The sequence below is a fragment of the Gilliamella sp. X-60 genome, from assembly GCF_057063585.1.
Genome location: NZ_JBXSQJ010000003.1, coordinates 138107 through 150320, shown reverse-complemented (window position 1 = coordinate 150320; position 12214 = coordinate 138107). Strand labels below are relative to the sequence as shown.

Sequence of the window (12214 nt, the reverse complement as noted above, 5' to 3'; positions counted from 1 at the left end):
ACTGCTTATTTTAAGTTATCCAAATAGTGTTCAGCATCTAAAGCCGCCATACAGCCCGTGCCGGCTGACGTGATTGCTTGACGATAGATATGATCCATTACATCACCAGCAGCAAAAATTCCCTCGACACTAGTTTGAGTGGCGTTGCCTTGCGTACCTGATTGTACTTTGATATAACCACCGTTGAGTTCAAGCTGACCTTCAAATATGGTGGTGTTTGGCTTGTGGCCAATTGCGATAAATACGCCTAAAACTGATAGTTGTTCGGTTATATTGGGATCTTGTGTGCTACGGATCCTAACACCAGTCACGCCCATATTATCGCCTAGTACTTCGTCGATAATGCGATGTGTATGTAGGATAACTTTGCCTTCCTTAATTTTTTTATCCAAACGGTCCATCAATATTTTCTCAGCTCTAAAGCTATCTCGGCGGTGAATTAAATGGACTTCGCTAGCTATATTGGCTAAATACAGCGTTTCTTCAACCGCAGTATTGCCGCCACCCACTACGGCAACTTTTTGGTTGCGATAAAAAAAACCATCACAGGTTGCACAAGCAGATACGCCTTTGCTTTTGAATGCTTCTTCTGACGGTAAACCAAGGTATTGTGCTGATGCGCCAGTTGCAATAATAAGGGCATCACAACTATATTCAGTCTCACTACCAAAAAGTTTATACGGCTTAGAACTAAAATCAACACGATCGATCTGATCTAAAATAATTTCAGTATTAAATCTTTCGGCATGTTCTTTCATTTTGACCATTAATTCTGGTCCCGTTAAATCAGGTGCGCCAGCTGGCCAGTTTTCAAGCTCTGTGGTTGTTGTCAGTTGTCCGCCTTGTTGCATTCCAGTAATTAACACAGGAGACAGGTTAGCGCGTGCGGCATAAACCGCTGCAGTATAACCTGCTGGACCAGAACCGAGTATTAATAAACGTGCATGTTTGGTTTTCATTTTAAATCCTTATTTATTTTCAATTTTGGCTACTTTAGACAAAAATCGAGCAATTTATGGCAGTAAGTCTAACATTATCAATCTTTATCGTGCAAAAAAATTGGTTATTGTAGCAATAGGTAATGACAATAGGCTTTATTAACGTTAAATAATTGGGTTATCTGTTCCTTTTCGGTTCTTTTAAAATTAGTTGTGATTTTTAAAACGATATTGGTTTTTGTTTTTGATTTGTAGCGTTTAAAATACGTCCCTTTCTTATTCTTAAATTCCTTTTTCTATTGTCTGATAATGTAGTTTTGATTATCGATTTATTTGACATCCTAACAAAACGGGGGAGATGCTATGAATAATCCTTCAAAAGAAAGTGTAGAAGCTGTACTTACAAAAATTAATTGGGCACAAGAGATTTTAAATTCGGTACAACAAAATGTCAGCGATCCTCAGATTGGTAATATTTTATCTGGAATTGCTTTTATTATGGACTCAGCTTCAGCTGACGCCGAAGCGCTCTATCAATCAATTGAATAATGATTTTGTCTGTTTTTTATCTACCTTCATTCGCTATGTAGCGATTGAAGGTAGCAAGTTGCTATATCTGTTTAGTGATTATCAGTAAGATACGTCGTTAAATCAGCAAGTGGCCAACGAACATGCGCTGCTGGTTCATTGATTCGATAACCAAAAGCTAAACAAAGCCCTACCCCAAATGATTCTTCACCAATTTGTGGAATATGTTTTTCTAGCATTTTTATCACTTTATCATGGTCGAACCCACCAATAGCACATGAATCAATACCGCGAAATGCCGCAGCAGTCATCATATTGGCACAAGCGATGTAATCTTGCATTTCTGACCAATGGTTGATCGTTAAGCCATCAGCAAGCCCTTGCTCGCAAAAATTGATAAATGCTTGGCAGGCAATATCAATAGATGTTTGATTATTTGGATCGGGTAAAGTGCGCGCAATTGCACGTCGTAAATAATCGCTCTGTAATGTAAAATTATTCGCTTTTCGATAAAGCACAATCACAAAATGTGAACAACTGGTGACTTGTTCTTGATTGTAGCAAACATTACGTAATTCTGCTTTTATTTTGCTACTGTCAACAACCACAAAATGCCATGGCTCCATGCCAAATGATGAAGGAGATTGCCGACCTGCTTCCAAAATGTATTGAATATCATCATCCGTAATTTTTTTTGTGTCATCAAATTTTTTACATGCATGTCTAAAGTCGAATGCTTGGGTTAATTTATCCATATTTTCTCCTAAGATTTGATATTCCACGGGGCCACTTTTAATAATAATAGCATACCTGGAATGGCAAGAATCGTACATAAACCAAAAAATGTTGTCCATCCCAAATGTTCAACCATAATACCTGTTGTAGCATTAATTAATGTTCTTGGGATAGATGCAATACTGGTAAATAAAGCAAATTGGGTTGCGGTATAAAGGGGATTGGTTGTTTTAGCAATAAACGCAACAAAAGCGGCCGAACCAAGACCAACGCCAAGTGATTCAAAACCAATTACTATGGCTAATAATGTTTTTTGGGATGTCCCTATGACAATAAAAGGGCCTTCTATTGAAAGCCAAGCAAAACCTAAAATTGAAATGACCTGTACAATACCAAAAGACCATAGTGCGCGGTTTATGCCTATTTTAATCATCAAAATCCCACCTATTAATGCACCAAATACGCTTGGCCATAAAGAGGCGTTTTTAGCAATCCAACCAATGTCTGGTCGGCTATAACCCATTTGTAAGTAAAAAGGGGTGGCTAAAGAGGTTGCCATACTATCGCCTAATTTATATAAAAAGATAAATGCTAAAATTAATATGGCTGTTTTAAGTCCATTTCGAGTAATAAATTCACTAAATGGTCTAATAATGATATCTTCAAAATTATGATTTTTGGGTGTTTGATTAGTTGGTTCTTTAACAAGTAGTGTCATGACGATAGCCGGTAGCATAAATAGTGCAGTAATGATGAAAACACTATTCCATGGTAGAGAGTTTGATAATATCAGTGATAATGATCCAGGCACTAAACCTGCAACTCGATAGGCGTTAGTGTGAATGCTATTACCAAGTCCTAATTCTTTATCAAGTAATAATTCCCGTCTAAAGGCATCAAGAGCGACATCTTGCGTAGCTGAAAAAAGTGCAATAATGAAGCAAATAGCAGCGATTAACCAAATATTTAATGAAGGTGAAAGAAACCCCAATATTGCGATTGAAAAGATAAGTACAATTTGCGAACCAAGCATCCAACCACGTCGCCGTCCTAAATGAAATAATGAAATATTATCCATAAAGGGGGACCAAATAAATTTCAAAATATAGGGAGTTTGTGTTAATGAAAACGCACCAATTGTTTTGATATTTATACTTTCACTTTCTAACCAAGCTGGTAATAGTTGTAACAATAAATAAAAGGGCAACCCAGAAGCTAAGCCGGTAAAAATGCAGATCAGCATTTTAGTGGTAAAAATTGTTTTTAAAAGTGAATTTTGCGCATTATTCATTATTTAACTTTATTGGTTAGTTTTTTTGCAAAGTGCTATCATACCACACAACATTTAAAAAATAATTCTGCAAGCTTAGATAAACTGTTTATCTACAGTCATATTTTCAACATAAAAAAAGTTATATTGCAAATATGTTGAAAGCGAAAAATTCATTATTTTATTTAGGTTTTGTTAAAAAGTTTCAGGAAACTATGTGTTTCAGTATAAAATTAATGCCAATAACCAGTTAAAAAGTTAACTAATTACCATTAAGAGGGGTTCAGTAAGATGAAAAGTTCAATTAAAGTTGCTGTTTTTAGCAGTAAGCATTACGACAAAGAACATTTAGAAATGGCGAACAAAAAGTTTGGTTTCGATATTGAATATTATGAACATAAACTGAGCCATAAAACAGTTGTTACTGCCCAAGGTTATCATGCGGTTTGTGCATTTGTTAATGACGAAGTAGATAAAAAAGTACTACAAAAATTAGCCAGTTATGGCATTAAAATTTTAGCCCTTCGTTGCGCTGGGTTTGACAATGTTGATTTAGCAGAGGCTGAAAAATTGGGTATTACGGTGGTTCGCGTGCCCGCTTATTCGCCAGAAGCTGTTGCAGAACATGCAGTGGCTTTGATGATGACGCTAAATAGAAGGACACATAAGGCCTATCAGCGCACTCGTGATGCTAATTTTTCGTTAGAGGGATTAACTGGATTTAATATGCATAATCGTACCGCTGGCGTTATTGGTACTGGCAAAATTGGTCAAGCAGTTATCCGTATCTTGAAAGGTTTTGGTATGCATATCCTTGCTTACGATCCTTATCCTACTGATATTGCTGTTGAGTTAGGAGCTCAATATGTTGAGCTAGATGAGTTATATGCAAAATCAGATGTTATTACGTTACATTGCCCAATGACGCCTGAAAATTATCACTTACTGAATAAAGAGTCTTTTCAAAAGATGAAAGACGGTGTGATGATTATCAATACCAGCCGAGGGGCATTACTTGACGCCACAGCGGCTATTGATGCATTAAAACAAACAAAAATTGGCGCTTTGGGGATGGATGTTTATGAAAATGAGCGTGATCTATTCTTTGAAGACAAATCTAACGATGTTATTTTAGATGATGTATTCCGTCGCTTGTCTTCTTGTCATAATGTTATTTTTACTGGTCATCAGGCCTTTTTGACACAAGAAGCATTGCTAAATATTTCTGATACCACTTTAAACAATATTAAACAAGTTGCTGAAGGTAAATCATGTCCAAATATTGTTAAATAATAAGAAATATCTTATGATGTTGTCGATTTTTTAATTACTTAAGATATGGATTTTTTATGCAGCGTATTATCATTTTTATTAGCATAATTTTATTGCTTGCAGCTTGTAGTAGTCGTAGATCTTCAACATCACCTATGAAAGAACACCGCGGACATACTAATGTTAAAGGCGGTGTTTATCTTGAAAAAGATCACAATCAATCTAAAATCGCCAGTCCTCCGTTAGCTGTAGATAAAGAAAAATTTATCGATAGAATGGTAAGTAAGCATGGTTTTAATCGTCAACAGCTTCGCAATGTGCTTGCACAAACCAATAAACTTGATTGGGTTATTAATTTAATGGATAAACAAGCTCCAAAAGCTGGCTCAACAACGCTGCCGAATGGCGCTTGGATTCGATATAAAAATAAATTTATTACACCGAGCAATCTTCCTCGTGGAGTCGATTTTTGGAATCAATACGAAAAAGAATTACAACGTGCGTATAATGAATATGGTGTACCGCCAGAAATTATTGTAGGCATTATTGGTGTCGAAACAGGCTGGGGTAGGGTAATGGGTAAAACTAAAGTGATTGATGCTCTATCAACACTTGCCTTTGACTATCCAAGACGGGCGCATTATTTTTCTAATGAATTAGAAGATTTTTTAGTTATGTGTCGTGATGAAGGCGTAGATCCATTTGATTTAAATGGATCGTTTGCTGGTGCAATGGGATACGGTCAATTTATGCCGTCTGCATTTAGACGTCATGCTGTTGATTTTAATCGCGATGGGCATATTGATTTATGGGATCCGGTTGATGCAATTGGTAGTGTGGCTAACTACTTTAAATCATATGGTTGGCAACGTGGTAAAAAAGTGGCAGTAATGGCTGATGGTCAGGCTCTATCACTTGATACTGGTTTTAGCACTAAATACTCAATTGAAACATTAGCAAAAGCTGGGTTAAAACCACAAAGCTCATTAGATGGGCATACTCAGGTGAGTTTATTGCGTTTGGATATGGGCGATCGTTACCAATTCTGGTATGGATTACCGAACTTTTATACTATCACCCGTTATAACCATAGTTCGCATTATGCAATGGCTGTTTGGCAATTAGGATTGGCCGTCAAAGAGGCAAGATAGTCATTGATATTTGGTATCAAAATTTATAAGGTCACTTTTGTGGCCTTTTTTATATCCAATAATGTTTAATATATGATTAACTTGATTGCGAGCAATAATAAAAATAGACCAAAAAATCTGATTAATTTTTTAATTGATAATTTTTGCGCAATTTGCACGCCTACTTTGGCCATGGGGATGCTTGCTAGCATAATCACTAAGGCTGCAGGTAAATAAATAAAACCTAAACAGTAGTTTGGTAATTGTGGATTATTCCAACCTGCGATGATATAGCCAATGGTACCACCAATGGCAACTGGTACAGTGAAAGCGGCCGATGTTCCAATGGCTTTACGCATATCAACACCACATCGTTGCAAAAATGGCATAACTAAAACGCCACCACCAACGCCTACAACGGCGGCAAAAATGCCAATTAAGGTACCGGCAAAGATAAAAATCTGATTGTTAAAGGGAACGGTTTGACTAACTGGATTTTTGGTTTTTTTGTCTATCTGTAAAATAAATTTAAAACTTACATAAATAAGAAAGAGGATAAATACCCATTTTAACCAACTTCCCGGGATATAGGGGGTCATATACGAACCACCTAACGTGCCAATCATACAACCTAAAACCATTTTTTTTAGAATTGGCCACTGAATATTGTGGTTTTTGTTGTGAATATAGCTAGATGACAAACTAGTGCCAATGATGGTGGCTAATGATGTTGCAATGGCAATATGATTAACCCAAGGATCACCAAGGTTAAAGTAATTTAAGGTAAAAATTAAAGACGGTACAATTAATGCGCCACCACCAACACCAAACATACCGGCTAATAATCCTGCAGCAGCGCCAATACTAAGAAAAATGACAAACTCAAAAATCATATTCAATCCTTAAGGTAGTGGTAAAGCGAACCACTTGGCTATTTGTTTGTTAAGTGAAAGTTAAGGCTAGATAATTGATTCTAATTATATTTACAAAAATGTTGTTGCAAATAATTTGGTTATTCTACCTGAGCTATTTGCAATAAGCCAATGAATCTATTTGCAAATAAATCAAAATTATTATCAAGTTTAATCACAAAGTAATAGGTCAAAAGATGACAGAATGTTTAAAAAAGCTTATGTTATTGCGTAAATTGTAACGAATGAAAAGTTTAAAGATAAATTGAAAGGAGCGAATAATGAAAGATCGTTTAAAGTGGGTTGATGATTTTGGTTTTTTGGGCGAAACAGCAAGTGGGCATTCATTAGTGATGGATGGTGGTATTGAACATGGCGGTCGTAATCGTGGCGCTCGTCCTATGGAACTTTTGTTACATGGTGCAGCAGGCTGTATGGCTTATGATATTATCGCTATTTTAAAAAATAATAAAAAAGATGTTCGCGATCTTTGGATAGAGATTGATAAAACTCAAGCCGAATCTTCTCCTAAAGTTTATACATCAATTAATTTTCATATAGTGATTACTGGTATTAATGTCGATAGCGAGGCAGTTGAAAGAGCGGTGAAACTTGCTTCAGAAAAATATTGTAGTGCCTCTATCATGTTAGGTAAGACCGCAAAAATGTCGTATACCTATGAGGTGAGAGAGCATCATTAAATATCTTCTTATAACAAATAATTATAACTTAATAACAAGCTGATCTTAGTGCGTTTTTTAGTAATCATTTAACATTCTACTTTATTGATGATTATGATACGAAAACAATTATGCAACAGTTAAGTAAAAATATGCGGTTCCGGGATTTGGTTATTCTGGGATTGCTTTTTATTGGTCCAGCAGCACCTATAGGATTATTTGGCGTTTTAGATGCGATAAGTGATGGTGCAGTTGCTTTAGTTTATATAGTTGCCACTTTGGTAATGGCATTTACTGCATTTTCTTATGCTAGAATGGCAAATGCTTTACCGCATGCGGGCGCCGTTTACGCTTATTGCTCTATTGGTATCCATCCTAATGCTGGATTTTTAGTAGGCTGGTTGTTACTACTTGATTATATGTTTATTCCTGCTGTTGCTTATTTATTTAGTGGCATATCGTTCAATGCATTGATCCCCGAAGTGCCAATATGGGTATGGACTTGTGTGGCTGTTATGTTAACTAGCACGCTGAATTTAATGGGTGCCAAAAAATCGGCCAAAATCACGTTGATCATACTAATATTTGAAATTATTGTCCTGCTTGCTGTGTTAGCTACTGGTATGTGGATAATAATAACCAGTGAGAGTAGCAAAGATTGGTTGCAACCTTTTGTTGGAGGGAATTTATTCAGTTGGGGTAAACTATTTAATGCGGTGTCTATTGCTGTACTATCTTATTTGGGATTTGATGCTATTGCGACTTTTTCTGAAGAAAATAGTGGCCATCATAATTTAGTCAGTAAAGCGATTATAAGCTGTTTAATTTTAGCCGGTTGTTTATTTGTGGTACAAATTTATGTTGGAGCTTTACTTAATCCTTATAGCTCAGACTATTTGCGTAGTCATCCCGAACTACAAGGTAAAGCTTACTATAATATTGTTAATCAAGAAATTAATTTATGGTTAGGATGGGCACTAAGTTTAATGAAAGCTATTGGTGCATCATTTGCTGCAATGGTTGGACAAGCCGCAGCAAGTCGCCTTTTATTTAGCATGGGGCGTGATAAGCGTTTACCTCCAGTTTTTGCTAAAGTGGGTGAAAAAAGCGGTGTGCCAACAATGGCTATTTTATTTGCTGCTTTATTTAATTTATGTTTAGTAGTTATTGCTGCGAATAATGCAAAAGGGTTACCAACGTTAGTGTCATTTGTTGATATTGGCGCATTAACGGCATTTATTATGTTACATTTATCTGTAATTGGTTATTTTAAGCTCAAAAAAGGCTCCAAAGGCTGGCTTTCATGGATTTTAGATATCTTTATGCCTATTATTGGTACTGTTGTGCTATTACCCGTATTATTTCATATTGATAATGATGCAAAAATTGTCGGCATTATTTGGTTAGCGATAGGTGTGATCATCCTCTATTTAAACAAAGATCGAACGCAATTACAATGGTTAGAAAAAAATAAATTCGATTAATTTATTGAAAGCTTATGATATCATTGATTAATTGCTAATGTTTTACTATTTTATTCTGGTGTTATAACCAAATGCTATCAGAAATATTACGTGGCGCTTTAATTTCAGCCAGTCTAATTATTGCTATTGGTGCTCAAAATTTATTTGTGCTCAAGCAAGGGTTATTAAAGAATCATATCTTTTATGTGTCGGCAATTTGTTTTATCTGTGATTTTGCTTTGATGTCCGTCGGTATTTTTGGGGTAGGTGTCTTTATTGGTAACAATCCTTTAATTACTAATATACTCGCGATATTAGGGGCGGTTTTTTTAGTTTGGTATGGCTTTTGTGCGTTTAAAAGTGCAATTAAAGGCACAAGTAGTATGCCAATCGAATCCCAAGTTCCTAACAATAACAGCTTATTAAAAGTTGTACTAGCAACTTTGGCAATCACACTGCTCAATCCTCATGTCTATTTAGATACTGTTGTTATTGTGGGGGGGATTGCTGGCACGTTAACCTGTGAACAAAAACTCGCTTTTTTGATTGGCGCGGTTTGTGTTTCATTCATCTGGTTTTTTAGTATTGGTTATGGGGCAAGATTACTCACACCGCTATTTAGACAAAAAAGAATGTGGATAATATTGGATTGTATTGTTGGCACTGTAATGTTCTATATCGCTTACCGATTGGTTATTTATGTGGTATATAAAAATTAAACAGATAGTTGTAAGTTAGCCATGTATATTACTGACAAAAAGATATTTTATGTTTCGGCTGATTTTTAATCCGCGCTAAAGAGTATTGCGATAAAAAGTCATTAATTCATCATCAGTTATTAAATAACATATGAATTAAGAATGTGACTTTTATCACAATTACATCAACAAATTAAAAGATAGGATATCTTCTTTATCTTATTAATGTTAGTTTACATGGAATAAATTTGGATTGTTACTGTATCGTCAATTGACGATACAGGCAAAACCTAAACATTTTGGTTAACAAAGTGTTTAGGTTTTTTTTTGTTTTGTATAAAGGCAAAAAAGGCGAGGCGTTAATTGGTTATAGCAGAAATCATAAGATGATTTGTTGCTATGTATTCAAATCAACTATTTTAAGAATTTAATATTAATAATAAATGTGTCATAGGTCACTTAAGGATAAAAAGATGAAAAGTAAGATTTTAAAACCAGCACTATTAATTAGTGCTGTTCTAACAACAAGCCCGTTATTTGCTATTGACCAAATCAAACTTGAAAGTCATCAATTAAAAAAAATTATTGTTGATAACCTTGAATTTAAGGATATGGATAAAGATGGAAAACTAACTCCTTATGAGGATTGGCGTTTATCACCACAACAACGTGCGCAGGATCTGCTTTCAAGAATGTCATTAGAAGAAAAAGCTGGGATAATGATGCATGGTAATGCGCCGAGTTTAAATAATGATATTGGACGTGGTGATAAGTACGATTTTGAAAAACTGACCGCTTTAATTTTGAATGATAAGGTTAATAGCTTTATTACCCGATTAGAGGTTAATCCTAAGGATTTTGCAGAGCAAAATAATCAATTACAACAAATAGCTGAATCCTCTCGTTTATCGATCCCATTAACGATCAGCGTTGATCCTAGAAATACGTTTTATTATGGCAATGAATTAGGCATAAATAGTGGTTTTAGCCAGTGGCCTGGCACGTTAGGAATGGCGGCTATTGGTCACGAAAAAGATATTAATGAATATGGTAATATAATTCGACAAGAGTATAGATCATTAGGGATAACACAAGCATTATCACCAATGGCAGATTTGGGTACTGAACCTCGTTGGGCTCGCTTTGAAGGTACATTTGGTGAAAATCCTGAACTAAGTAAAAAGATGGTTAGAGGTTATATCTCAGGAATGCAAGGTAAAGATGGTTTAAATTCACAAAGTGTCGCCGCCGTTGTTAAACATTGGGTGGGATATGGCGCTGCCGAAAATGGTTTTGATAGTCATAGTGCTTATGGTAAATATGCACTTTTTACACAAAAAGATAGTTTGAAAGAGCATATTATTCCATTTACTGGCGCTTTTGAAGCAGATGTTGCTGGTGTCATGCCGACTTATTCAATATTGAAAAATGCTCAAATAAATAATCATAAACTTGATGCTGTTGGTGGTGGATTTAATTCGTTTTTATTAAAAGATTTATTACGTGACACCTATAAATTTAAAGGTGTAATCATGAGTGATTGGAATATTACGAGTGATTGTAATGAAGTTTGTGTCAATGGCACACCTTTAGGTGTTAAACCCAAAGTAGAAGGAATGCCATGGGGGGTTGAAGATCTGACCAAAGAGCAACGTTTTATTAAAGCTATTCAAGCAGGAGTTCAACAATTTGGTGGTGTTAGTGATAGCTCAATTATTGTAACCGCTGTTAAAAACAAAAAAATTGCGGAAAAAGACATCGATAACGCAGTATTGGCTATTTTGGTGCAAAAGTTTTCTTTAGGACAATTTGAAACACCGTATGTTGATCTAAGCAAAACAAGTTTTGTTGGCAATAAAGATTTTCAAAAAGTGGCGAATCAAGCTCAATATAATTCGCTGGTATTACTTGAAAATACACAAAAAACGTTACCATTAAATCCTACTAATAAAATCTATCTACATGGTTTTTTGCCAGGTACTAAAAGTCTTTTAAAGAATAAAGTTAATATTGTTGATGATTTAGATCAAGCTGATGTCGTTGTCGTTCGAATAAATGCGCCTTATGAACAAAACCATAAAGGTTACTTTTTTGGTTTAGAACATCATGAAGGATCATTAGCATTTCCATCTAATGATAAAAATATTGAATTTATCGCACAAGCAAGTAAAAAGCATCCCGTCGTTGTTACCGTTTATTTAGATAGACCGGCTGTTCTTACGGTTTTAAAACAATATGCTAGTGCGATTATTGCTAATTTTGGGGTCAATGATGAGGTGCTATTTGATCGATTACTTGATAACAAGCCTTATTTAGCTAAAATGCCATTTTCATTACCCGATTCAATGGATAGCGTGCAACAGCAAGCGTCAGATTTACCAAACGACATGAAAGCACTCTATCCACTTGGTTATGGTTTAACGCATTAATTATATATTTTAGCTCAAACTTAACTTGACAATTACTCATTATTCATCGGATTTCATGTTAGCAAAACGTGTGTCCGATGAGTAAAATAAAGTCTCTAGTTGCTTTTCCATGACTGGTGATTTTGCGGCGAACACAGTTTACCAAGTGTTTTTATGGTGT

At 35.4% G+C, this 12214-nt stretch carries 11 protein-coding genes; 7 read left to right on the top strand and 4 right to left on the bottom strand.

Translation table 11 applies throughout. The annotated features are described in order from the left end of the window. Nucleotides 1-5: 5 nt before the first annotated feature. Nucleotides 6-959: a thioredoxin-disulfide reductase gene (gene trxB, locus ACYIAM_RS02880; protein ID WP_483747169.1), complete on the bottom strand. Its 954-nt coding sequence runs from the start codon at nt 957-959 to the stop codon at nt 6-8. A gap of 342 nt (nt 960-1301) precedes the next feature. Here trxB and ACYIAM_RS02875 point away from each other — a divergent pair, with 342 nt between their 5' ends. Further along, nucleotides 1302-1487 (top strand): hypothetical protein, encoded by a 186-nt coding sequence (locus ACYIAM_RS02875; RefSeq protein WP_065585956.1) that lies wholly within the window; start codon nt 1302-1304, stop codon nt 1485-1487. A gap of 71 nt (nt 1488-1558) precedes the next feature. Here ACYIAM_RS02875 and ACYIAM_RS02870 read toward each other — a convergent pair whose 3' ends face one another. Both ACYIAM_RS02870 and ACYIAM_RS02865 read right to left on the bottom strand, forming a co-directional pair. After that, the gene (locus tag ACYIAM_RS02870) at nt 1559-2221 is read right to left on the bottom strand and encodes an NAD(P)H-dependent oxidoreductase (RefSeq protein WP_174795875.1); all 663 of its coding nucleotides are present in this window, start codon (nt 2219-2221) and stop codon (nt 1559-1561) included. A gap of 8 nt (nt 2222-2229) precedes the next feature. Further along, entirely contained in the window at nt 2230-3492 is a 1263-nt protein-coding gene (locus ACYIAM_RS02865; protein ID WP_483747168.1) for an AmpG family muropeptide MFS transporter, read from the bottom strand. A gap of 282 nt (nt 3493-3774) precedes the next feature. Here ACYIAM_RS02865 and ACYIAM_RS02860 point away from each other — a divergent pair, with 282 nt between their 5' ends. Then, the gene (locus tag ACYIAM_RS02860) at nt 3775-4764 is read left to right on the top strand and encodes a 2-hydroxyacid dehydrogenase (protein WP_174796141.1); all 990 of its coding nucleotides are present in this window, start codon (nt 3775-3777) and stop codon (nt 4762-4764) included. Between the two features lie 56 nt (nt 4765-4820). Further along, nucleotides 4821-5894 (top strand): lytic murein transglycosylase B, encoded by a 1074-nt coding sequence (mltB, locus tag ACYIAM_RS02855; RefSeq protein WP_174795877.1) that lies wholly within the window; start codon nt 4821-4823, stop codon nt 5892-5894. A 65-nt stretch (nt 5895-5959) separates the two neighbouring features. Here mltB and ACYIAM_RS02850 read toward each other — a convergent pair whose 3' ends face one another. Further along, nucleotides 5960-6766, bottom strand: a complete 807-nt coding sequence (locus tag ACYIAM_RS02850; RefSeq protein ID WP_483747167.1) for a sulfite exporter TauE/SafE family protein — start codon at nt 6764-6766, stop codon at nt 5960-5962. A gap of 299 nt (nt 6767-7065) precedes the next feature. Here ACYIAM_RS02850 and ACYIAM_RS02845 point away from each other — a divergent pair, with 299 nt between their 5' ends. From ACYIAM_RS02845 to ACYIAM_RS02830, 4 genes are all read left to right on the top strand, one after another. Further along, the gene (locus ACYIAM_RS02845) at nt 7066-7485 is read left to right on the top strand and encodes an OsmC family protein (RefSeq protein ID WP_483747166.1); all 420 of its coding nucleotides are present in this window, start codon (nt 7066-7068) and stop codon (nt 7483-7485) included. Nucleotides 7486-7595: 110 nt separating this feature from the next. Next, nucleotides 7596-8948 (top strand): APC family permease, encoded by a 1353-nt coding sequence (locus tag ACYIAM_RS02840; RefSeq protein ID WP_483747165.1) that lies wholly within the window; start codon nt 7596-7598, stop codon nt 8946-8948. 71 nt (nt 8949-9019) lie between these two features. Next, nucleotides 9020-9646 carry a LysE/ArgO family amino acid transporter gene (locus ACYIAM_RS02835; protein ID WP_483747164.1) on the top strand — a complete coding sequence of 209 codons (627 nt, stop codon included), beginning with the start codon at nt 9020-9022 and terminating at the stop codon, nt 9644-9646. A gap of 452 nt (nt 9647-10098) precedes the next feature. Next, nucleotides 10099-12054: a glycoside hydrolase family 3 protein gene (locus tag ACYIAM_RS02830; protein WP_174795882.1), complete on the top strand. Its 1956-nt coding sequence runs from the start codon at nt 10099-10101 to the stop codon at nt 12052-12054. The last annotated feature ends 160 nt before the right edge of the window (nt 12055-12214 follow it).

Bases quoted from the DNA above. Each gene is read 5' to 3' on its own strand.
- ACYIAM_RS02845 (WP_483747166.1), top strand. From the start codon at position 7,066: ATGAAAGATCGTTTAAAGTGGGTTGATGATTTTGGTTTTTTGGGCGAA.
- trxB (WP_483747169.1), bottom strand. From the start codon at position 959: ATGAAAACCAAACATGCACGTTTATTAATACTCGGTTCTGGTCCAGCA.
- ACYIAM_RS02870 (WP_174795875.1), bottom strand. From the start codon at position 2,221: ATGGATAAATTAACCCAAGCATTCGACTTTAGACATGCATGTAAAAAA.
- mltB (WP_174795877.1), top strand. From the start codon at position 4,821: ATGCAGCGTATTATCATTTTTATTAGCATAATTTTATTGCTTGCAGCT.
- ACYIAM_RS02850 (WP_483747167.1), bottom strand. From the start codon at position 6,766: ATGATTTTTGAGTTTGTCATTTTTCTTAGTATTGGCGCTGCTGCAGGA.
- ACYIAM_RS02830 (WP_174795882.1), top strand. From the start codon at position 10,099: ATGAAAAGTAAGATTTTAAAACCAGCACTATTAATTAGTGCTGTTCTA.
- ACYIAM_RS02865 (WP_483747168.1), bottom strand. From the start codon at position 3,492: ATGAATAATGCGCAAAATTCACTTTTAAAAACAATTTTTACCACTAAA.
- ACYIAM_RS02835 (WP_483747164.1), top strand. From the start codon at position 9,020: ATGCTATCAGAAATATTACGTGGCGCTTTAATTTCAGCCAGTCTAATT.
- ACYIAM_RS02840 (WP_483747165.1), top strand. From the start codon at position 7,596: ATGCAACAGTTAAGTAAAAATATGCGGTTCCGGGATTTGGTTATTCTG.
- ACYIAM_RS02875 (WP_065585956.1), top strand. From the start codon at position 1,302: ATGAATAATCCTTCAAAAGAAAGTGTAGAAGCTGTACTTACAAAAATT.